At 60.9% G+C, this 20,535-nt stretch carries 19 protein-coding genes; 6 read left to right on the top strand and 13 right to left on the bottom strand.

What is annotated here, in order from left to right; all coding sequences use genetic code 11:
- Nucleotides 1-231 precede the first annotated feature (231 nt).
- On the top strand, nt 232-2,520 hold the full coding sequence (gene metE / locus JN524_RS03335) for a 5-methyltetrahydropteroyltriglutamate--homocysteine S-methyltransferase (protein WP_202368578.1): 2,289 nt from the start codon (nt 232-234) through the stop codon (nt 2,518-2,520).
- Nucleotides 2,521-2,645: 125 nt separating this feature from the next.
- Here metE and JN524_RS03330 read toward each other — a convergent pair whose 3' ends face one another.
- Nucleotides 2,646-3,581: a Ppx/GppA family phosphatase gene (locus tag JN524_RS03330; protein ID WP_202368462.1), complete on the bottom strand. Its 936-nt coding sequence runs from the start codon at nt 3,579-3,581 to the stop codon at nt 2,646-2,648.
- A 429-nt stretch (nt 3,582-4,010) separates the two neighbouring features.
- Between JN524_RS03330 and JN524_RS03325 the strand changes: the two genes are divergently transcribed.
- The gene (locus JN524_RS03325) at nt 4,011-4,238 is read left to right on the top strand and encodes a ParD-like family protein (RefSeq protein ID WP_003225727.1); all 228 of its coding nucleotides are present in this window, start codon (nt 4,011-4,013) and stop codon (nt 4,236-4,238) included.
- Nucleotides 4,235-5,026, top strand: coding sequence for a type I methionyl aminopeptidase (gene map, locus JN524_RS03320; RefSeq protein WP_202368461.1), 792 nt, complete (start codon nt 4,235-4,237; stop codon nt 5,024-5,026). The genes JN524_RS03325 and map overlap by 4 nt, the downstream gene beginning before the upstream one ends.
- Before the next feature lie 112 nt (nt 5,027-5,138).
- Here the strand turns inward: map and JN524_RS03315 are convergent, their stop codons facing one another.
- From JN524_RS03315 to ribBA, 5 genes are all read right to left on the bottom strand, one after another.
- Nucleotides 5,139-6,293, bottom strand: coding sequence for an ABC transporter ATP-binding protein (locus JN524_RS03315; protein ID WP_202368460.1), 1,155 nt, complete (start codon nt 6,291-6,293; stop codon nt 5,139-5,141).
- A 17-nt stretch (nt 6,294-6,310) separates the two neighbouring features.
- On the bottom strand, nt 6,311-7,120 hold the full coding sequence (locus JN524_RS03310; protein WP_202368459.1) for an ABC transporter permease: 810 nt from the start codon (nt 7,118-7,120) through the stop codon (nt 6,311-6,313).
- Between the two features lie 6 nt (nt 7,121-7,126).
- The gene (locus JN524_RS03305) at nt 7,127-8,041 is read right to left on the bottom strand and encodes an ABC transporter permease (RefSeq protein WP_202368577.1); all 915 of its coding nucleotides are present in this window, start codon (nt 8,039-8,041) and stop codon (nt 7,127-7,129) included.
- Nucleotides 8,038-9,063, bottom strand: a complete 1,026-nt coding sequence (locus JN524_RS03300; protein WP_102356547.1) for an ABC transporter substrate-binding protein — start codon at nt 9,061-9,063, stop codon at nt 8,038-8,040. Before JN524_RS03300 ends, JN524_RS03305 begins: the two co-directional genes overlap by 4 nt.
- A 375-nt stretch (nt 9,064-9,438) precedes the next feature.
- Nucleotides 9,439-10,548 (bottom strand): bifunctional 3,4-dihydroxy-2-butanone-4-phosphate synthase/GTP cyclohydrolase II, encoded by a 1,110-nt coding sequence (gene ribBA / locus JN524_RS03295; RefSeq protein ID WP_041062555.1) that lies wholly within the window; start codon nt 10,546-10,548, stop codon nt 9,439-9,441.
- A 69-nt stretch (nt 10,549-10,617) separates the two neighbouring features.
- Between ribBA and JN524_RS03290 the strand changes: the two genes are divergently transcribed.
- Nucleotides 10,618-10,911 (top strand): DUF1330 domain-containing protein, encoded by a 294-nt coding sequence (locus JN524_RS03290; protein ID WP_202368458.1) that lies wholly within the window; start codon nt 10,618-10,620, stop codon nt 10,909-10,911.
- Nucleotides 10,912-11,048: 137 nt separating this feature from the next.
- Here the strand turns inward: JN524_RS03290 and JN524_RS03285 are convergent, their stop codons facing one another.
- From JN524_RS03285 to JN524_RS03255, 7 genes are all read right to left on the bottom strand, one after another.
- On the bottom strand, nt 11,049-11,612 hold the full coding sequence (locus JN524_RS03285) for an NUDIX hydrolase (RefSeq protein ID WP_041062549.1): 564 nt from the start codon (nt 11,610-11,612) through the stop codon (nt 11,049-11,051).
- A 1-nt stretch (nt 11,613) separates the two neighbouring features.
- Entirely contained in the window at nt 11,614-12,366 is a 753-nt protein-coding gene (locus JN524_RS03280) for a GntR family transcriptional regulator (protein WP_007968636.1), read from the bottom strand.
- 58 nt (nt 12,367-12,424) lie between these two features.
- Complete coding sequence (locus JN524_RS03275; RefSeq protein WP_202368457.1) at nt 12,425-12,814, bottom strand: carboxymuconolactone decarboxylase family protein; 390 nt, start codon at nt 12,812-12,814, stop codon at nt 12,425-12,427.
- Nucleotides 12,815-12,946: 132 nt separating this feature from the next.
- Complete coding sequence (locus tag JN524_RS03270) at nt 12,947-13,432, bottom strand: flavin reductase family protein (protein ID WP_202368456.1); 486 nt, start codon at nt 13,430-13,432, stop codon at nt 12,947-12,949.
- A 12-nt stretch (nt 13,433-13,444) separates the two neighbouring features.
- A complete protein-coding gene (locus tag JN524_RS03265) occupies nt 13,445-14,926 on the bottom strand; it encodes an aldehyde dehydrogenase (RefSeq protein ID WP_202368455.1) in 1,482 nt (493 codons plus the stop codon).
- Nucleotides 14,923-15,756: an alpha/beta fold hydrolase gene (locus JN524_RS03260; protein WP_202368454.1), complete on the bottom strand. Its 834-nt coding sequence runs from the start codon at nt 15,754-15,756 to the stop codon at nt 14,923-14,925. The genes JN524_RS03265 and JN524_RS03260 overlap by 4 nt, the downstream gene beginning before the upstream one ends.
- Before the next feature lie 31 nt (nt 15,757-15,787).
- Entirely contained in the window at nt 15,788-16,378 is a 591-nt protein-coding gene (locus JN524_RS03255) for an amino acid synthesis family protein (RefSeq protein ID WP_065616192.1), read from the bottom strand.
- 449 nt (nt 16,379-16,827) lie between these two features.
- On the opposite strand from JN524_RS03255, the gene JN524_RS03250 reads away from it, so the two are divergent.
- On the top strand, nt 16,828-17,871 hold the full coding sequence (locus tag JN524_RS03250) for a WD40/YVTN/BNR-like repeat-containing protein (protein ID WP_202368453.1): 1,044 nt from the start codon (nt 16,828-16,830) through the stop codon (nt 17,869-17,871).
- Entirely contained in the window at nt 17,868-20,252 is a 2,385-nt protein-coding gene (locus JN524_RS03245; protein WP_202368452.1) for an efflux RND transporter permease subunit, read from the top strand. Before JN524_RS03250 ends, JN524_RS03245 begins: the two co-directional genes overlap by 4 nt.
- Nucleotides 20,253-20,535: the final 283 nt, after the last annotated feature.

Below are 20,535 nucleotides of genomic sequence, written 5' to 3'. Positions count from 1 at the left end.
TTAGAGGGTTTACATCAAGGCGCCATCGAGTATTCAAAGGGCGTCGTGAGCTTCGCCTGCAGCTTGATCTGCAGATGAATATCCTGCAGGGCAAACCGTGTTTTCAGCGGAAAAACAGCTCACATCTGATCATGAGAGAAACTCGCGATCATCAAGATTAAAATGAGTTTGTCTCACTAGCGCTTGATCTCGACAATGGCCGCCATCAACAAGACATTGGAGTTGTTTGTCATGGCACTGGCCCATTCCCTCGGATTTCCGCGCATTGGTCGCGACCGCGAACTGAAAAAAGCGCAAGAGGCGTTCTGGAAAGGAGAACTGAACGAGGCCGGCCTGCGTGAAGTGGGTCGTGAACTGCGCAAGGCCCACTGGGACCTGCAGAAAAACGCCGGCATCGAGCTGCTGCCGGTAGGCGATTTCGCCTGGTACGACCAGGTGCTGACCCACTCGCTGATGTTCGGCGTGGTTCCCGAGCGCTTCCGTCCGCATGACGGCAAGGCCAGCCTGCAGACCCTGTTCAGCATGGCCCGTGGCGTCAGCGACAGCTGCTGCGGTGGTGCGCACGCACAGGAAATGACCAAGTGGTTCGACACCAACTACCACTATCTGGTCCCGGAATTCAGCGTTGATCAACAGTTCCAGCTCGGCTGGGAGCAGTTGTTCGAAGAGGTCGAAGAGGCCCGCGCACTGGGCCATAGCGTCAAACCGGTGATCATTGGCCCACTGACTTATCTATGGCTGGGCAAGGCCAAAGGCGCCGAGTTCGACAAGCTGGAATTGCTTGATCGTTTGCTGCCGCTGTACGGGCAGATCTTCGCCCGGCTGGCCGCACTCGGTGTGGAATGGGTGCAGATCGACGAGCCGATTCTGGTGCTCGACTTGCCGCAGGAGTGGAAGAATGCTTTCGAGCGTGCCTACAACCAGATCCAGCGTGATCCGCTGGAAAAACTGCTCGCCACCTACTTCGGCGGTCTGGAAGAGAACCTCGGTCTGGCCGCCAATCTGCCGGTCGATGGTTTGCACATCGATCTGGTGCGCGCAGCAGAACAGTACCCGACCATCCTCGATCGCCTGCCGGCCTACAAAGTGCTGTCGCTGGGTGTGGTCAACGGCCGCAACGTCTGGCGCTGCGATCTGGAACATGCGCTGGCGACGTTGCAGCATGCGCATGAGCGTCTGGGGGATCGGTTGTGGGTCGCGCCATCGTGCTCGTTGCTGCACAGCCCAGTGGATCTGAACCGCGAAGACCAGCTCGATGCCGAGCTGAAAAGCTGGCTGGCGTTTGCCGTGCAGAAGTGCGAGGAAGTCGCCGTGCTGGCGCAGGCGGCCAGCGAGCCGGAAGCGCCGAAAGTGCTGCGCGCCTTGGCCCAAAGTCGCTCGGTACAGACCAGCCGCGCCGCCTCGCCTCGTATTCACAAACCGGCAGTGCAGGCCCGTGTGGCGGCCATTACTGCACAGGATAGCCAGCGCCAATCGCCATTTACCCAGCGCATCGCCCAACAGCGCGCCGGTCTCGATCTGCCGCTGTTTCCGACCACGACTATCGGATCGTTTCCGCAAACTGCGTCGATCCGCCTGGCGCGTCAGTCGTTCAAGCAGGGCAAGCTAAGCGAAGCCGAATACACCGAAGCCATGTACAGCGAGATCCGTCACGCCGTGCAAATTCAGGAGCAGTTGGGCCTCGACGTGCTGGTGCACGGTGAAGCCGAGCGCAACGACATGGTCGAGTACTTCGCCGAGCAACTCGACGGCTACGTATTCACCCGTTTCGGCTGGGTGCAGAGCTATGGTTCGCGTTGCGTGAAACCGGCGGTGATCTTCGGTGATCTGAGTCGTCCGCAAGCCATGACCGTGGAGTGGATCCGTTACGCCCAGGGCCTGACCGGCAAGGTCATGAAAGGCATGCTGACGGGACCTGTGACCATGCTGATGTGGTCGTTCCCGCGCGAAGATGTGTCCCGTGAAGTGCAGGTGCGGCAACTGGCGCTGGCGCTCCGTGACGAAGTGGTGGATCTGGAGTCCGCCGGGATCAAAATCGTGCAGATCGACGAAGCCGCATTCCGCGAAGGCCTGCCGCTGCGCCGCGCGCAATGGCAGCACTATCTGGACTGGGCAACCGAAGCGTTCCGCCTGTGTGCCTCCGGTGTACGCGACGAAACGCAGATCCATACGCACATGTGCTACAGCGAATTCAATGATGTGATCGAGTCCATCGCCGCCATGGACGCCGACGTGATCACCATCGAAACCTCGCGTTCGGACATGGAACTGCTGGAGGCATTCGAGGCCTTCGATTACCCGAACGAGATCGGCCCGGGCGTCTACGACATTCACTCGCCGCGGGTGCCGGATGCTTCGGAAATGGCCAATCTTCTGCGCAAGGCGGCTCAGCGAGTTCCGGCCGAGCGGTTGTGGGTCAACCCGGATTGCGGTCTGAAAACCCGTGGCTGGCCGGAGACTGAAGCGGCGCTGGTGCACATGGTTGCCGCCGCCCGCCAGCTCCGCAAAGAACTGGCCTGAGAGGACAACCACCAAAACCTGTGGGAGCGGGCTTGCTCGCGAAAGCGGAGTGTCAGCTAAATAATTTTCGACTGACACTCCGCCTTCGCGAGCAAGCCCGCTCCCACACTGGGTTCAGTGATTGGTCAGTGACGGCTCATCAAGCCGTGCAACACACCGAGGCGCAGCCCCGGTTCCGACGGCACCATCTGCGAAATGCCAAACACCTTGAACGCCGCCAGCATCAGCACCAGCCCTCCCGGGAGGATGCTCTGGCGATGCGGTTGCAGACCGGCGAGCTTCAGTTGTTGAACGTTCTTCACCTTCAGCAGCAACAGCGACAGGCGCAACAACCCGCCATAGGTAATGCCGTCCTGACCGAAATCGTTCAAGCGATTGGCTTTAAGCACCTTCGCCAGCATCCGCGCCGTGCCGGAGGAACCAATGGTCTGCTGCCAGCCCTGAGCGCGATAGCGGCGGGCGACTTTTTCGAATTGCAGGATCGCCACGCGCTCGGCTTCTTGCAGTGCGCCGGGAGCAATGCGCCCGTCGGGGAAATAGCGTGCGCCCAGGCTACCGCTGCCAATGGCGATGCTTTCGGTGAGCAGCGGTTGCGACCCCTGGCCGAGAATCAGCTCGGTGGAACCACCACCGATGTCGACCACCAGACGCATGTCTTCTGCATCCGGCAGGGTATGAGCGACGCCGGCATAGACCAGTTGCGCCTCTTCATGGCCGGAAATGACGTCGATGCGAAACCCGAGATGGCGTTCGGCACTGTGCAGAAACAACTGCGCATTGTCGGCCTCGCGCACCGCGCTGGTCGCCACTGCCCGCACCTTGCCGGCCTCGAAGCCGCGCAGTTTCTTGCCGAACCGCGCCAGCGCCTGCCAGCCACGATCCAGCGCCATTTCGTCCAGCGCACCGCCGTCGAAGCCCTCGGCCAGCCGCACCGGTTCACGCAGGGTTTTGATCTCCTGAATCATGAAACCCTTACGGCTGCGCACCGACTGACCGATCATCATCCGAAATGCATTCGAACCCAGGTCGATGGCGGCAAACAGCGAGGCGTCTTCTTTCATGGGAATCCCTGCAAAGCATCCGTCGAAGGCTCAAGACGGTTTGCGAGGATTCTGCGGTGCGCTTGATGACATTCTGATGACGGGGCAGGGGCGGTTCAGTGAATTGTTGGTTGTCATGACACTGTCATTATCCGGCGCCTATCCTGAACCCATACATCGCGTGTTCTTAAAGTTTTTGCTGCCTCTTTGGGCAGCTTTTTTTTGCCTGAAATTCGGCATGTTTCCCCCAAGCCGACACCAAACCCTGTAGGAGCTGCAGCAGGCTGCGATCTTTTGATTTTGGTTTTTACAAACAAAAGCAAGATCAAAAGATCGCAGCCTGCGGCAGCTCCTACACGGTTATATCAGCAGGTTTGCGGAGTGTATTTGCAATTTTCCGTGAGGGTTGGCTAATATACGATCCATATACACTTCGTATCGGATTCGGATATGGGCATCGTAAAGATTTCAGAAGACATGCACGAGAACCTGCGCATCTCCAGCAACGCGCTCAGCCGCTCGATCAACGCGCAGGCCGAGCACTGGATGCGCATCGGCATGCTCGCCGAGCTGCACCCCAACCTCGACCACAGCGCCATTTGCCGCTTGCTGATCCGCGCCGAACAGAACGGCGGGCTGGATCTGCATCAACTGACTCAGGAAGCCGTCAGCGCATGAGAAATCAGATCAAGATCAATACCCCTGCGGAAATCGCGAAGTCGCGTGCGGCGGGCAAACTCGCCGCCGAAGTGCTGGCGATGCTGGTGCCGCACGTCAAGGCTGGGGTGACGACCGATGAGCTGGATCGGTTGTGCAACGATTACATCGTCAACGTGCAGAAAGCGATTCCGGCCAACGTCGGTTATCACGGTTTCCCGAAAACCGTCTGCGCCTCGGTCAACGATGTGGTGTGCCACGGCATCCCCTCGGGCACGCCGCTGAAGGATGGCGACATCGTCAACCTCGACATCGCGGTAATCAAGGATGGCTGGTTCGGCGACACCAGCCGCATGTACGTGGTCGGCGAGGCGACGCCTGAAGCACAACACCTGATCAAGACCACCTACGACGCCATGTGTGCCGGCATCCGCATGGTGCGTCCGGGCGCGACACTGGGCGACATCGGTCATGCGATCCAGAGCCTGGCGGAGAGCGAAGGTTTCAGCGTGGTGCGCGAGTACTGCGGGCATGGCATTGGCAAGGTGTATCACGATGAGCCGCAGATCCTGCATTACGGTTTTCCCAATCAGGGCATGAAGCTCAAGGCGGGGATGATCTTCACCGTCGAACCCATGCTCAATGCCGGCAAGCGCCATGTGAAGAACATGCCGGATGGCTGGACGGTGCTGACCAAGGATGGCTCGCTGTCGGCGCAGTGGGAGCATATGGTCGCGGTGACCGAAACCGGCTTCGAAATTCTCACGGCGTGGCCGGACGAGATAGAAGGATTCACCCCGATCAACTGAGTGGCACCGTTGGATTGCAATCTCATGTAGGAGCTGCCGCAGGCTGCGATCTTTTGATCTTTGAAAAGCAAAATCAAAAGATCGCAGCCTGCGGCAGCTCCTACACGGATTCTCAGTGGGAGCCGGCGGCTTTGTTGAGGTCGCTTTCGGTCCATTCGGTGTAGACGCAGGCGTCGGCAGTGGCCCAGCGCACGTGCACCGGATCACCGGCCTTTAGCGGCATGCCGGCTGCGGACAATGCCTTCACCGTCATCGAAGTCCCGCCCGAAGTGACCACACTGCAGGTCTGGCTCTCACCAAGAAACAACACCTCCACCACCTTAGCCGACACCTCATTCCAACCCGCCGCCAACGGCTCTTCGCTCGCCTGTTGCACGCTCAGCGCCACCGCCTTTTCCGGACGCACCATCAGCAGTATCTCCTGATCGGTGTGCAACCCAGCGGTCAGTCGAATCGACAATGACTGTCCTTCAAACGAAGCCGCCGCATTGCCGTGCGCCTTTAGCTTGAGGAAGTTCGAGTTGCCGAGGAACGACGCGACAAACGCGTTCGGCGGATTCTGATAAAGGTCATAACCGCTGCCCAGACCGACAATCTTGCCATGACTGAAAATCGCGATGCGCTGCGACAGACGCATGGCTTCTTCCTGATCGTGGGTCACGTAGACGATGGTGATGCCCAGGCGCCGATGCAATTGGCGCAGTTCATCCTGCAGGTCTTCACGCAGTTTTTTGTCCAGCGCACCGAGCGGTTCGTCCATCAACAGAATGCGTGGCTCGTAGACCAGCGCCCGGGCGATGGCGACGCGTTGCTGTTGCCCGCCAGAGAGTTGCGAAGGGCGGCGATGGGCGAATTGTTCGAGCTGCACCAGTTTCAACATCGCATCGACACGTTTGTCACGTTCGGCGGCGGCGAGTTTGCGGATCGCCAGCGGGAAGGCGATGTTGTCGCGCACCGACAGATGCGGGAACAGAGAATAACGCTGGAACACCATGCCGATGTCGCGCTTGTGCGGCGGCACGTTGACCAGCGACTGACCGTTGACCAGGATCTCGCCGCTGCTGGGGGTTTCGAACCCGGCGAGCATCGACAGCGTGGTGCTTTTGCCCGAGCCGCTGGAGCCGAGGAAGGTCAGGAACTCGCCGTCCTTGATGTCCAGCGAGATGTTGTCGACGGCGGCAAAGTCGCCGTAGTGCTTGTTCAGATTGCGCAGGCTGACCAGGGGTTTGTCGCTCTGCTGGGATGCGTCTTTGATCACGGCACTCATGTCGTACTCCTGGGCGCTCAGGCGCTGATTTCGTTGCGCCGGCGCAGCGCGGCGGCGATCACCATGACCAATACCGACAGGCCGATCAGCAGCGTCGAAGCGACGGCGATCACCGGGGTCAGGTCCTGGCGCAGGGTGGTCCACATTTTCACGGGAAGGGTTTGCAGGGTCGGGCTGGCCATCATCACGCTGAGCACCACTTCGTCCCACGACACCAGAAAGGCGAAGAGGGCGCCGGCGACCATGCCCGGGCGGATCGCCGGGAACGTCACCTTGAACACCGCTTGCAGGCGTGTGGCACCGCAGATCACCGCCGCGTCTTCAATCGACTGATCGAACAGCTTCAGCGAGTTGATGATCGAGATGATGGTGAACGGCAGCGCGACGATCACATGGCTGACCACAAAGGCGAACATGGTCCCGGTGTAACCGAGCTTGAGAAACAGCGCGTACACCGCCACCGCGATGATGACCAGCGGCACGATCATCGGCAGGGTGAACAGGCCGTAGAGCATTTCCCGACCGGGGAAGCGCCCGCGCACCAGAGCAAACGCGGTTGGCAGACCGAGGGCCACGGCACAGATCGTGGTCAGCACGGCAACCTTGAGGCTGGCCGCAGCGGCGTTCATCCAGTCGGCGTTGGAGAAGAACTGGCCGTACCATTTCAGCGTCCAGCCCGGCGGCGGGAACACCAGCCACTGCGACGAGCCGAACGACAGCAGGACGATGAACACGATCGGCAACAGCAGGAACAGGCCGATCAAACCGGTGGTGGCGTAGAGGCCGAAACGCATCCGCCGGCTCATGGCATTGGGAGTCAGGAGCATCTCGATTTACCTCGCGTTGCTGGCGCCAACCGGGGATTCCGGCTGAAGCTTCAGGTAGAAGTAGAACAGCACCAGCGTGATCGCGATCAGCAGCGCGGCGCCGGCACTGGCCAGGCCCCAGTTGAGGAACGATTGCACCTGCTGAATGATGAACTCCGGCAGCATCATGTTCTGCGCCCCGCCGAGCAGTGCCGGGGTGACGTAGTAACCGAGCGACATCACGAACACCATCAACCCGCCGGACGCCAGGCCTGGCCGGCACAGCGGCAGGAACACCCGGAAGAAGTTGGTCCACGGGCTGGCGCCGCAGATCGAACCGGCCTGCAGAATCATCGGGTCGATGGCCTGCATGGTCGCCTGCAGCGGCAGGACGATGAACGGGATCATGATGTAGCTCATGCCGATCACCACACCGGTCAGGTTGTGCACCATTTCCAGCGGCTGATCGATGATCCCCAGCGCCATCAGTGCCTTGTTGATCACCCCCGAGGCCTGCAGCAATACCAGCCACGAATAGGTGCGGGCGAGCAGGCTGGTCCACATCGACAGCAGCACGATGTTGAGGATCCAGCGGCCCCAGCCGCGCGGTACCAGAGTGATCGCCCAAGCCAGCGGGAAGCCCAGCAACAGGCTGAAAATCGTCACCAGCCCGGCCACCGAAAAGGTGTTGAGCAGCACCCGTGCATACGCCGAGTTGGCGAACAGTTGTTCATAGTTGCCAAGGCCCGGGGTCGGTTCCAGTACGCCGCGCAACAGCAGGCCAATCAACGGCGCGAGAAAGAACAGGCCGAGGAACAGCAGTGCCGGGAGCAAGTTGCCGGCACCTTTCCAGCGTTGTCTGAAGGTGGGGGTCGAGCCGGCAGCGCCGGTGGCGCTCCCGGTCACCGTTGCAGGACGGGGCGCAGCAGCCGCCATTTTCATTTGACCAGCCATTCGTTCCACCGTGTCGCGATGGCTTGGCCGTTCTTGGCCCAGTACGCGAAATCAAGAGTGATCTGATCCTTGGCGTAGGCAGTCGGCAGGTTCGGGGCCAGTACCGAGTCCAGACGCGCCACGCTGTCGACGTTGACCGGGGCGTAGGCGGTCAGGTTGGAGAAGTCCGCCTGGCCTTTGGCACTGCTGGCATTGGCCAGAAACTTCATCGCCGCGTCCTTGTTTTTCGAGCCTTTTGGAATCACCAGAATGTCGGCCATGACCAGGTTCTGTTTCCAGCTCACGCCGACCGGTGCGCCGTCTTCCTGCAGCGCGTGAATCCGGCCGTTCCAGAACTGGCCCATGCTCGCTTCACCGGAGGCCAGCAGTTGCTGCGACTGCGCGCCGCCGCCCCACCAGACGATGTCTTTCTTGATGGTGTCGAGTTTCTTGAAGGCGCGATCCAGATCCAGCGGGTAGAGCTTGTCGGCCGGCACGCCGTCGGCCAGCAGCGCCAGTTCGAGCACGCCTGGGCTTGGCCATTTATAGAGCGCGCGTTTGCCGGGGTAGGTCTTGGTGTCGAACAGCGCGGTCCAGTCTTGCGGCTTGGCCGCGCCGAGCTTGCCTTCGTTGTAGCCGAGGACGAAGGAGAAGAAGAACGAGCCGACGCCGTAATCGCTGACGAAACGCGGGTCGATCTTGTCGCGCTGGATGACTTTGAAATCGAGGGGTTCGAGCAGGCCTTCAGCGGCGGCGCGCAGGGCGAAATCGGCTTCGACATCGACCACGTCCCACTGCACGTTGCCGCTTTCGACCATGGCCTTGAGTTTGCCGTAGTCGGTCGGGCCGTCCTGCACCACGGTGATGCCGCTGGCCTTGCTGAACGGATCGGCCCAGGCCTGTTTCTGCGCATCCTGGGTGCTACCGCCCCAGCTGACGAAGTTCACGCTTTCGGCGGCCATTGCAGCCTGGCCGGTCACGCTCAGCAGTCCCGCAAAAAAGATCGCGGTTGCAGCTTTGTTTAACACCATTTTTACGCCCTCATTGTTGTGTTTTTGAGCGGGCTTGCGTTGTTGCCCGCCTGTCGGGAGCAGTAGCCGGACGGTTTTTCAGGTCGTCCGGTCTATGGAATATCATATTATGGTATTCCAAACTTTGTGCAAGCACTTTGCCTTACCGGTTATCTGTTGATTCTGGTTTTTTGCCCGTGCTCGGCACGAGTCATAGGGCGCACTTTAGAACCAGCCCCTCACCCCAGCCCTCTCCCAATGGGAGAGGGGAAAGGGAGCCGATCTCCATGCTGTTTAAAACTTGAGTTCGACTCGCAGTTTCAGGTCGATGTATAGCGGTAGAACAACTCGGTCGGCTCCCTCTACCTCCGGGAGAGGGCTGGGGTGAGGGCAGTGTTATTCGCTGAAGGGGATGCTCTCGACCACTTCCAGGTCATACCCGGTCAACCCGGCATATTTGAGCGGCGGCCCCAGATGCCGCAGCTTGCCCACCCCCAGGTTCTGCAGAATCTGCGCCCCGGTACCGACCTCCGAATAAATCCGCGATTGCGAGCGGCTGAACTGTCGTGGCGGCTGGGTCAATTGCGGCACGCGCTCCAGCAATGCCTGCGACGATTCATGGTTGGCCAACACTACGACCACGCCATGCCCTTCCGCCGCGACCCGTTGCAGCGCCGCCCACAGCGTCCAGTTGCTCGGCCCGCTGTACTCGGCGCCGACCAGATCACGCAGCGGATCAATCACATGCACGCGCACCAGTGTCGGTTCCTCGCGACGCAGATCGCCCATCACCATCGCCATGTGCACGCCACCCTCGATGCGGTCTTCAAAGGTGATCAGACGGAAAGTGCCGTGCACCGTCGGCAACTCGCGCTCGCCGATGCGTTCGATGGTGTGCTCGGTGCTGAGGCGGTAGTGGATCAGGTCGGCGATGGTGCCGATCCTGATCCCGTGCTTGCGGGCGAACACTTCCAGGTCCGGGCGGCGAGCCATGGTGCCGTCGTCGTTCATCACTTCGACGATCACCGAGGCTGGGGTGAAACCGGCGAGGCGGGCGAGGTCGCAGCCGGCTTCGGTGTGGCCGGCGCGGGTCAGCACGCCGCCTTCCTTGGCGCGCAGCGGGAAGATGTGCCCAGGCTGCACCAGGTCTTCGGCCCGGGCGTCTTTAGCGACGGCGGCCGCGACCGTACGCGCACGGTCAGCCGCAGAAATGCCAGTAGTCACGCCCACCGCGGCTTCAATCGATACGGTGAACGCGGTGCTGAACACACTGCCGTTGCTCGGCACCATCTGCTCAAGGCCTAGGCGCTGGCAGTGTTCGTCGGTCAACGTCAGGCAGATCAACCCGCGTGCTTCACGGGCCATGAAGCTGATGGCCTCGGGCGTGCAGCAGTCGGCGGCCAGCAGCAGGTCGCCTTCGTTTTCCCGATCTTCGTCATCGACCAGCAGGACCATTTTGCCGAGGCGATAATCTTCGAGGATTTCTTCGATGCTGTTGAAGGCCATGCTGGACTCTCAGGGTTGGTTGCAAATAATATTGGTATACCATAATACAAAATCAACAAAGAGATCACTATGAAGGCGTACTGGATTGCCCACGTGGATGTCGACGACACCGAGCACTACAGCCAATACACCCAGCGCGCACCGGCAGCCTTCGCCGCGTTCGGCGCGAAATTTCTGGCCCGGGGCGGACGCAGCGAAGCGCTGGAGGGCAGGGCTACTCCTCAGCGTAGCGTGGTGATCGAATTCGAGAGCTACGAGCAAGCGCTGGCGTGCTACCACTCGGCGGCGTATCAGGAGGCGAAACGTTATCGCGAGGAATGGGCGAGGGCGGAGATCGTCATCGTAGAAGGCATCGCGCCGTAACCCCTGTAGGAGCTGCCGCAGGCTGCGATCTTTTGATCTTGATTCTAAAAACAAGATCAAAAGATCGCAGCCTGCGGCAGCTCCTACAGGGATTTGGGGTGTGAGGGAATGTGGGGCACCGGCAGGGTGGGATGTGATCAGCGGATAAAGTGGATCTTCCCGCTGTCATCATTGCCCATGTAGATCCCATACACCCCGGCCTGACGCTCCTCGATGTAACGCTCGAGAATCTGCCGGATCGCCGGGTAATAGATCTGCTCCCACGGAATGTCCTCAGGGGCGAAGAATTTGTAGTCGAGGGTTTCCGGGCCGTACTGCCCGGTGATCTCCAGCGCGATTGCGCGGAAGATGATGTACACCTCGCTGATCTTCGGCACGCTGAAAATCGAATACGGCGAGACGATTTCCGCGCGCACGCCGCTTTCTTCCCAGACTTCACGCAGCGCCGCCTGCTCGGTGGTTTCGCCGCTTTCCATGAAACCGGCGGGCAGGGTCCAGGTGCCCGGGCGTGGCGGGATCGCCCGTTGGCACAAGAGGTATTTGCCGTCCTGCTCGATGATGCAGCCGGCGATGATTTTCGGGTTTACATAGTGGATGTAGCCGCAGCCGCGGCACATCAGGCGCTCGTGCGTATCGCCCGGCGGTACCTGCTGACCGAGGTCAGGGCCACCGCATTTCGGGCAAAAGCTCGGGCTGAACATGTCAGTGACCTATACGCGGTTCTTTCAGCGCGATGGGCAGGGTGATGTTCGGCGTGGCGCCGGTCTCTTCCTGTTTGCGCTTGAGGTAGTCGAGGGCCACGGCGGCGGCCGCGCGTACGTGATCGACACAGGCCTGATGCGCCGCCAGCGGATCGCCGCTCTTGATCGCCTCGACCATTTTTTCCATCTCGTGGTTACTGGCGCCGCGACGGTTTTCCTGGGACACCGAGGTCGCCCGCAGGTAGCTGATGCGCGCCTGCAACTGGCGCAATTGAGTGGCCGCAACGTGGTTGCCCGAGCCTTCGAGCAGGACGTCGTAGAAGCCCTGCACCGAGTCGATCACCTGCTGCAGTTCGCCGTCCTTGAGCGCCTTGCGGTTCTCGTCGAGGGCTTTTTCCAGGGCCTTGATGTCCTTGGCCTTGGCACGCAAGGTGAACAGCTGGACGATCAGGCCTTCAAGCACGCAGCGCAGCTCATAGATGTCGACCGCATCGGCGAGGGTGATGATCGCCACCCGTGGGCCTTTGGCATCGGCGAACTCGACCAGACCTTCGGACTCCAGGTGACGCAGCGCTTCGCGCACCGATGTGCGGCTGACACCGAGGCGATCGCACAGATCGCGTTCGACCAGACGATCACCGGGCATGAGCTGAAAATTCATGATCGCGCTACGCAGTTTATCCAGCACGATTTCGCGCAGGGTAACGGGGTTGCGATTGACCTTGAAGCTGTCGTCGAGTGGCTGGCGTTTCATGGGGTCCGCTCTTGAAGTTGGCTGTCCATGCCAGACGGGCATCTAAACAGCCGAGGGGTTAACTGGAGGTCTCGGCGTCGGCTTCGGCGAAGGCTTCACGGGCGAGCCGGAAACTGTCCACGGCTGCCGGGACGCCGCAATAAATACCGACCTGAAGCAGAATTTCGCGTATTTGCTCACGACTCAGGCCGTTACGCAAGGCGCCGCGCACATGCAGCTTGAGTTCGTGCGGACGGTTGAGCGCCGAGATCATCGCCAGGTTGATCATGCTGCGCTCCTTGAGCGACAAACCCTCACGGCCCCAGACATGGCCCCAGCAGTATTCGGTGACCATTTCCTGCAGTGGGCGGGTGAAGTCGTCGGCGTTGTCGATGGAGCGCTGCACATAGGCTTCGCCCAGCACCTGGGTGCGGATCTTCAGGCCTTTTTCGTACTTTTCGTTGCTCATAAATCTCCCTCACACACACACACATTGCCCTGTAGGAGCTGCCGAAGGCTGCGATCTTTTGATCTTGCTCTTAAAAATCAAAGTCAAAAGATCGCAGCCTGCGGCAGCTCCTACAGGGATTGTGTTTATCCATCAGGCCAGGGTTGGCAACGGCCCGAGCTTGCCCTTGTGATAAATCATCGGCGTCACCGGTTGCTCGGGCAGGATCAGGTTCTTCACCGCGCCGACAATGATCGCGTGATCACCACCGTCGTATTCACGCCACAACTCGCACTCGATGATTGCCGTGGCCTTGGCGAGGATCGGGTTACCGAGTTCGCTCAAATGCCACTCGATGCCGTTAGCCTTGTCCTTGCCTTTACCGGCGAAAGCGTAGGCCTCGGCGGTCTGGTCGGCGGACAGCAAATGGATCGCGAACTTCTTGCTGTCGCGCAGCACCGGGTAGGTGTCGGAAGCGTAGTTGGGGCAGAACAGCACCAGCGCCGGATCAATCGACAGCGCGCTGAAGGCGCTGGCGGTGATGCCGACGATGCCGCCCTCCGGGTCGAGGGTGGTGACCACCGTGACTCCGGACGGAAACGAGCTCATGACGTCTTTGTAAATGCCGGGTTCGATCATGTCGCAGGACTCCTAGCGCATCACAAACGGATCAGGCATCGGGGCCTGAGAGAGATTGATCCACACCGTTTTCAGTTCGGTGTAGGCCAGCACCGAATCGATGCCGCTTTCGCGTCCATAGCCACTGTTCTTGAAGCCGCCGATCGGCGCCATCGCCGACACCGCACGGTAGGTATTGACCCAGATGATCCCCGAACGCACATCCCGCGCCAAGCGATGGGCACGGCCCAGATCGCGTGTCCAGATGCCGGCGGCGAGGCCGAACTGCGAGTCGTTGGCGATCGCCAGCGCTTCGGCTTCATCTTTGAAGCGAATCACTGAAGCCACCGGGCCGAAGACTTCTTCCTGCATGATCTTCATCGAGTTGCAATCGCACTCGAACAGCGTCGGCTCGTAGAACCAGCCGTCACCGAGATTAGTCGGACGCTTGCCGCCGGTGCGCAACCGCGCGCCTTCAGCAAGGGCGTCAGCCACCAGACCTTCGACCACCGCCAATTGCTGCGCAGTAGCCATCGGGCCCATTTCGCTGTGATCTTCCTGCGGGTTGCCGATGCGGATGCGCTGGGCGCGTTCGACCAGGCGGTTGACGAACTCGTCGTAGATTTCGTCCTGCACCAACAAACGTGAGCCGGACACGCAGCTCTGGCCCGAGGCCGCATAGATCCCGGCAATCGCGCCGTTGATCGCGCTGTCCAGATCGGCGTCGGCGAAGATGATGTTCGGCGATTTGCCGCCGAGTTCCAGCGACAGTTTGGCGAAGTTTTCGGCGCTGCTGCGCACCACGTGCCGGGCCGTGGCCGCGCCGCCGGTGAAGGCGATCTTGCGGATCAGCGGATGACGGGTGAGGGCGGCGCCGGTGCTTGGGCCGTAACCGGTGACGACGTTGACCACGCCCGGCGGAATTCCGGCTTCGAGGGCCAGACGTGCCAGCTCAAGGATGGTCGCCGAGGCGTGTTCGGAAGGCTTGATCACGATGGTGTTGCCGGCGGCGAGGGCCGGGGCCAGTTTGATCGCGGTCAGGTATAGCGGGCTGTTCCACGGAATGATCGCGGCAACCACACCCATCGCTTCGTGCACGGTGTAGGCAAACAGGTCGGGCTTGTCCAGCGGCAGGGTGCCGCCTTCGAGCTTGTCGGCCAGGCCTGCGGTGTAGTGGAAGAACTCCGGCAGATAGCCGACCTGACCACGGGTTTCGCGGATCAGTTTGCCGTTGTCGCGGCTTTCCAGCTGCGCCAGTTGTTCCTTGTTTTCCGCGATCAGGTCACCGAGACGGCGCAGCAGTTTGCCGCGTGCGGTGGCGGTGAGGCCGCGCCAGGCCGGGCTGTCGAAAGCCGTCTGCGCCGCTTGCACGGCGCGTTCGACGTCAGCTTCACCGGCGTCAGGCAGTTCGGCCCAGGCTTGCGCGCTGGCCGGGTTGAGGCTTTCGAAGGTCTTGCCGGAGAGGGCGTCGACCCATTCTCCGCCGATGCACATCTGGAAGCGTGCGAGTGTCATGCAACGATCCCCTTTATATGGTTTTGTCGGGAGTGTGCGTATTCGAGGAATTCCAGCAGCGTTTGGTTGACCAGGCGCGGCGACTCTACCGGCATCATATGCCGTTGCTCGGGCAGCACCGCAACCTTCGCGCCGGGGATGCGTCGGGCCAGTTGCTCGGCCATTTCCGGGGTGGAACCGGGGTCGAGTTCGCCGGTGGCGATCAGCGTCGGCGCCTGGATGCTGCCGAGGTCGTCGGCGCGGTACATGTCCTGCGTGGCGAACAATTCGTAGGTGGTCAGGTAACCCTGCGGGTCGTTGCCGGCCAGGGTCTGACGAATGGCTGCGATCTGCGCCGGGTTGGCCGCCTGATATTCACGGCTGAACCAGCGCGACAGCGCCGCTTCGGCGTTGGCATCCGGGCCGTGCTCAGCGGCCTGCGCGGTACGGGCGATAACCCCGGCGCGCTGTTCTTCACTGCGGTTGAACACGCTGTTAAGCACCACCAGGCTTTGCAGGCGCTCCGGGTAGTGCAGGGCAAACGCCCGTGCCACCAGTCCGCCCATGGAGAAACCGATCACCGCTGCCTGGGGCAGACTCAGGTGATCGAGCAGCTCCAGCAACTGATCGGCATAACCGAGCAGGCCGGTGCCGCTGGCCGGGCGCGGGCTGGCGCCGTGGCCGAGCATGTCGTAGGCGATCACCCGGTACTGGGCAGACAGGCCAACGATCTGGCCGCCCCACATTTCTTTGTTCAGGCCCACGCCGTGGATCAAGACCACGGGCTGGCCTTGGCCGGTCGCCAGGTAACTGGTGCCAGCCGGGGTGAGTTCAGCGGTGAGCCGAATCATGGAGCGCTCCTGCAATGCCTTTTTATTGTGATTACTGGGCTTTTTCGGCGGCCAGTTCTTCCAGATCGATGTAGCGGTTGCCGATGCGCGGGTGCAGGCGACCACCGTCGGCGCACCCGAGCACCACCACGATTTCGTCGGCACGCGGCGCGTCCTCGATCTGCATTTCCAGCGTGATGTAGTGCGAACGCAGACCTTCGTCGTCCTTGTGCATCATCGGGATCTGGATTGAAGTGCCCGGGCCGCCGCGCTTGTTGGTGAAGCTCAGGTAGCTCTTGGCCTTGACTGCCTCGCGGTAGTGATTACCGAAGCGCAGGGTATGGATCACCGCCGAGGCGTGTTCGATCTCGCCGTCAGCGCCGACCACTGCCGCTTTGCCGTACGCCTCGATCTTCTCGGCACCGCCGATGATGCTCACCAGACGCTCGACCATCATGGCGCCGAGGTCGGAGCAGTTGGCGCGGATCTGCGGTTTCAGATCCTCGACGAAGCCGTTGCCGACCCACGGGTTCTTCATCACCACGGCCAGCCCGACCATGGTCACCGGCTTGTCCGTGGCCTTGCCGCCTTCGATGAAGGTTTCTTCGACATAGCTGACGATCTTGCGAATTTCGAAACTCATGAGCTGCTCCGTAGGGGGATTGAGAGTGTCTGTGCGTCTGATGGTATACCATAATACCGATCGTGCAAGTCCCCCGCGCAAGATTTGCCGGATCCATCCGGCGAATGGCGGTGTATTCACCTTCCATCCTCATCAATCCACCACGACGCGATATCGATGTAGGAGCTGCGGCACGCTGCGATCTTTTGATCTTGTTTTTAAAGACCCGGATCAAAAGATCGCAGCGTGCCGCAGCTCCTACAGGGGGTTGTGTCGGGACCATCCGGTTAACAAAAGATAACGTGGCGCCGATTGTCAGACGTTTCCAAAGCCCGATAGGATGAGCCAGCTTCCCAAGGCGCTCTGGACTGCGGGTTTCACGGCTATGCTTGTGACCTGTCAGTCACCACGAGCACCCTTGCGGCGCCCTAAGGCCCAATGGCCTAACAATAATAAATAGGGGAAGGTCTATGAGTCGTTGCCGCCCGCCGGCGTTTCGCAACACCGCGTTGCTGGCCACAGCCCTCACATTGCTGGGCTGTGCTGCCTTGTCGGCACCCGTGCTGGCCGCCGAAGCGCCCGCCGACGGGGTGTATTCCACCGAATCGGCCAAAGCCGCCAAAAGCCTGATACTCGATGTTGTCCACGCCGGCACCCGCTTGGTGGCGGTGGGTGATCGCGGGCACATTCTCTATTCCGATGACCAGGGCAAGACCTGGACCCAGGCCAAGGTGCCGACCCGGCAACTGCTGACGGCCGTGTATTTCGTCGACGACAAGCACGGCTGGGCGGTCGGCCACGACGCGCAGATCCTCGCCAGCGAAGACGGCGGCCTGACCTGGAGCAAACAGTTCGAAGACCTCAAGCGCGAAGCGCCGCTGCTCGACGTCTGGTTCCAGGACGTCAATCACGGTGTTGCGGTCGGCGCTTACGGTGCGCTGCTGGAAACCACCGACGGCGGCAAGAACTGGCAAGACGTCAGCGACCGCCTCGACAATCAGGATCAGTTCCACCTCAACGCCATCGCGGCGGTCAAGGACGCCGGGCTGTTCATCGTCGGCGAGCAGGGCAGCATGTTCCGCTCCCCGGACTGGGGCCAGACCTGGGAGAAACTCCAGGGCCCGTATCAAGGCTCGCTGTTCGGCGTGATCGGCACCGCGCAAGCGGAAACCCTGTTGGCCTACGGCCTGCGCGGCAACCTCTACCGCTCCAGCGACTTCGGCAGCACCTGGCAGCAGGTCGAACTCAAGGCCGCGCGCGGTGCGCTGGAGTTCGGTCTGTCCGGCGCCACGCTGCTCGCCGACGGCTCGATCGTGATCGTCGGCAACGGCGGCTCGGTGATCAGCAGCAGCGACAACGGCGAAACCTTCAGCGTGTTCAACCGCCCGGACCGCATCTCGCTGTCCTCGGTGACGGCGGCCGGCGACGGCAATCTGATTCTGACCGGGCAGGGCGGAGTGCACACCACACAGCCCAACGGCGCCGAAATCAATAATAAGAAGGCGGGGCTATGACTTCCTTGAGCACTCATCATCAGGACAAAGCGACGTTCCTCGAACGTCTGATTTTCAACAACCGCCCGGCCGTGATCCTGATCTGCCTGGTGGTCAGCGTCTTCCTGTTCTGGCAGGCCACGCTGATTCGCCCATCCACCAGTTTCGAAAAAATGATCCCGCTCAAGCATCCGTTCATCGAGAAGATGATGGAGCACCGCAACGATCTGGCGAACCTGGGCAACACCGTACGCATTTCGGTGGAAGCCAAGGACGGCGACATCTTCTCCAGGGAGTACATGGAGACCCTTCGCCAGATCAACGACGAGGTGTTCTACATCTCCGGCGTCGACCGCTCCGGCCTCAAGTCGCTGTGGAGCCCGAGCGTACGCTGGACCGAAGTGACCGAAGAGGGCTTTGCCGGCGGTGAAGTGATTCCGCAGAGCTACGACGGCTCGCCGGACAGCCTCGACATGCTGCGCAACAACGTGCTCAAGTCGGGCCAGGTCGGGCGGCTGGTGTCCAATGACTTCAAGTCGAGCATCGTCGACATCCCGCTGCTGGAGTCTTACCCGGACCCGCAGGATCAGGGCAAGTTGCTCGCCCTGGACTATCGGAAGTTCTCCCATGAGCTCGAAGACAAGATCCGCAACAAGTTCGAAGCGCAGAACCCCAACGTCAAGATCCACATCGTCGGTTTCGCCAAGAAGGTCGGTGACCTGATCGACGGGCTGGTGATGGTGGTGATGTTCTTCGGCATCGCTTTCGTCATCACCTTGATCCTGCTGCTGTGGTTCACCAACTGCCTGCGCAGTACCGTGGCGGTGTTGAGCACCACACTGGTGGCGGTGGTCTGGCAGCTCGGGCTGATGCACTTCTTCGGTTTCGGGCTGGATCCGTACTCGATGCTGGTGCCGTTCCTGATCTTCGCCATCGGCATTTCCCACGGCGTGCAGAAGATCAACGGTATCGCCCTGCAATCGAGTGAAGCGGACAACGCTCTGACCGCGGCGCGGCGTACCTTCCGGCAACTGTTCCTGCCGGGGATGATCGCGATTCTCGCTGACGCCGTGGGCTTCATCACGCTGCTGATCATCGACATCGGGGTGATCCGCGAACTGGCGATCGGCGCCTCCATCGGCGTGGCGGTGATCGTGTTCACCAACCTGATCCTGCTGCCGGTGGCGATTTCCTATGTCGGCATCAGCAAGCGCGCGATTGCCAAGAGCAAGAAGGACGCGAATCGCGAACATCCGTTCTGGCGCTTCCTGTCGAACTTCGCCAGCCCGAAAGTCGCGCCGGTCTCCATCGCCCTGGCGCTGATCGCCTTCGGCGGCGGCCTCTGGTACAGCCAGAACCTGAAAATCGGCGACCTCGACCAGGGCGCGCCGGAACTGCGTCCGGACTCGCGCTACAACAAGGACAACAACTTCATCATCAACAACTACTCCACCAGCTCCGATGTGCTGGTGGTGATGGTCAAGACCGCCACCGAAGGCTGCTCGCGCTACGAAGCGATGGCACCGATCGACGAACTGATGTGGAAGATGCAGAACACCGAGGGCGTGCAGTCGGCGATCTCGCTGGTGACCGTGTCCAAGCAGATGATCAAGGGCATGAACGAGGGCAACCTGAAATGGGAAACCCTGTCGCGCAACCCGGATGTGCTGAACAACTCGATCGCCCGCGCCGACGGCCTGTACAACAACAGCTGTTCGCTGGCGCCGGTGTTGATCTTCCTCAACGACCACAAGGCCGAAACCCTCGACCGTGCGGTACACGCGGTGCAGGAATTCGCCAAGGCCAACAACAAGGACGGCCTGGAGTTCATACTCGCCGCCGGTAACGCCGGGATCGAGGCGGCCACCAACGAAGTGATCAAACAAGCCGAGCTGACCATTCTGATCCTGGTGTACATCTGCGTGGCGGTGATGTGCATGATCACCTTCCGCTCGTGGGCGGCGACCCTGTGCATCGTCCTGCCGCTGGTGCTGACCTCGGTGCTGGGCAACGCGCTGATGGCGTTCATGGGCATCGGCGTCAAAGTCGCGACCCTGCCGGTGGTGGCGCTGGGCGTGGGCATCGGCGTGGACTACGGCATCTACATCTACAGCCGTCTGGAGAGTTTCCTGCGCGCCGGTCTGCCGTTGCAGGAAGCCTATTACCAGACCCTGAAATCCACCGGTAAAGCGGTGCTGTTCACCGGTCTTTGCCTGGCGATCGGCGTGTGCACCTGGATCTTCTCAGCGATCAAGTTCCAGGCCGACATGGGCCTGATGCTGACCTTCATGTTGCTATGGAACATGTTCGGTGCGCTGTGGCTGCTGCCGGCGCTGGCGAAGTTCCTGATCAAACCGGAGAAGCTGGCGGGGCAGAAGGGCAATTCGCTGTTTGCTCACTGATCCGGATGCCTGAAACAACAAAGCCGCAACCTTAGGGTTGCGGCTTTTTTATGAGTCAAGATCAAAAGCCCCTCACCCTAGCCCTCTCCCAGAGGGAGAGGGGACTGACCGAGGTGTGCGGCTTGATACATCGACCTGGAAATACCGAATCGATTATGGATTCACAGCAAATCATGAGATTTGAGATACCAGCCGATTATGGATTCAAAGCAAATCGTTCACGTCGGTGTAGGTCGTCAATATTCCCGGATCGGTCCCCTCTCCCTCGGGGAGAGGGCTAGGG

Origin of the sequence: Pseudomonas sp. MWU318 (assembly GCF_016756945.1) — a bacterium.
Classification (GTDB): Bacteria; Pseudomonadota; Gammaproteobacteria; order Pseudomonadales; family Pseudomonadaceae; genus Aquipseudomonas; species Aquipseudomonas putida_A.
Note: the sequence above shows the minus strand (reverse complement) of the source record. Positions and strands in the feature narration are given on the sequence as shown.

Excerpts from the sequence above, each read along its gene's own strand:
- JN524_RS03245 (WP_202368452.1), top strand. The coding sequence starts at position 17,868 with ATGACTTCCTTGAGCACTCATCATCAGGACAAAGCGACGTTCCTCGAA.
- JN524_RS03255 (WP_065616192.1), bottom strand. The coding sequence starts at position 16,378 with ATGAGTTTCGAAATTCGCAAGATCGTCAGCTATGTCGAAGAAACCTTC.
- JN524_RS03305 (WP_202368577.1), bottom strand. The coding sequence starts at position 8,041 with ATGAAAATGGCGGCTGCTGCGCCCCGTCCTGCAACGGTGACCGGGAGC.
- JN524_RS03330 (WP_202368462.1), bottom strand. The coding sequence starts at position 3,581 with ATGAAAGAAGACGCCTCGCTGTTTGCCGCCATCGACCTGGGTTCGAAT.
- JN524_RS03280 (WP_007968636.1), bottom strand. The coding sequence starts at position 12,366 with ATGAAACGCCAGCCACTCGACGACAGCTTCAAGGTCAATCGCAACCCC.
- JN524_RS03250 (WP_202368453.1), top strand. The coding sequence starts at position 16,828 with ATGAGTCGTTGCCGCCCGCCGGCGTTTCGCAACACCGCGTTGCTGGCC.
- JN524_RS03290 (WP_202368458.1), top strand. The coding sequence starts at position 10,618 with ATGAAGGCGTACTGGATTGCCCACGTGGATGTCGACGACACCGAGCAC.
- JN524_RS03315 (WP_202368460.1), bottom strand. The coding sequence starts at position 6,293 with ATGAGTGCCGTGATCAAAGACGCATCCCAGCAGAGCGACAAACCCCTG.
- JN524_RS03260 (WP_202368454.1), bottom strand. The coding sequence starts at position 15,756 with ATGATTCGGCTCACCGCTGAACTCACCCCGGCTGGCACCAGTTACCTG.
- ribBA (WP_041062555.1), bottom strand. The coding sequence starts at position 10,548 with ATGGCCTTCAACAGCATCGAAGAAATCCTCGAAGATTATCGCCTCGGC.
- JN524_RS03325 (WP_003225727.1), top strand. The coding sequence starts at position 4,011 with ATGGGCATCGTAAAGATTTCAGAAGACATGCACGAGAACCTGCGCATC.
- JN524_RS03275 (WP_202368457.1), bottom strand. The coding sequence starts at position 12,814 with ATGAGCAACGAAAAGTACGAAAAAGGCCTGAAGATCCGCACCCAGGTG.
- JN524_RS03300 (WP_102356547.1), bottom strand. The coding sequence starts at position 9,063 with ATGGTGTTAAACAAAGCTGCAACCGCGATCTTTTTTGCGGGACTGCTG.
- JN524_RS03310 (WP_202368459.1), bottom strand. The coding sequence starts at position 7,120 with ATGCTCCTGACTCCCAATGCCATGAGCCGGCGGATGCGTTTCGGCCTC.
- JN524_RS03285 (WP_041062549.1), bottom strand. The coding sequence starts at position 11,612 with ATGTTCAGCCCGAGCTTTTGCCCGAAATGCGGTGGCCCTGACCTCGGT.
- map (WP_202368461.1), top strand. The coding sequence starts at position 4,235 with ATGAGAAATCAGATCAAGATCAATACCCCTGCGGAAATCGCGAAGTCG.
- JN524_RS03270 (WP_202368456.1), bottom strand. The coding sequence starts at position 13,432 with ATGATCGAACCCGGCATTTACAAAGACGTCATGAGCTCGTTTCCGTCC.
- metE (WP_202368578.1), top strand. The coding sequence starts at position 232 with ATGGCACTGGCCCATTCCCTCGGATTTCCGCGCATTGGTCGCGACCGC.
- JN524_RS03265 (WP_202368455.1), bottom strand. The coding sequence starts at position 14,926 with ATGACACTCGCACGCTTCCAGATGTGCATCGGCGGAGAATGGGTCGAC.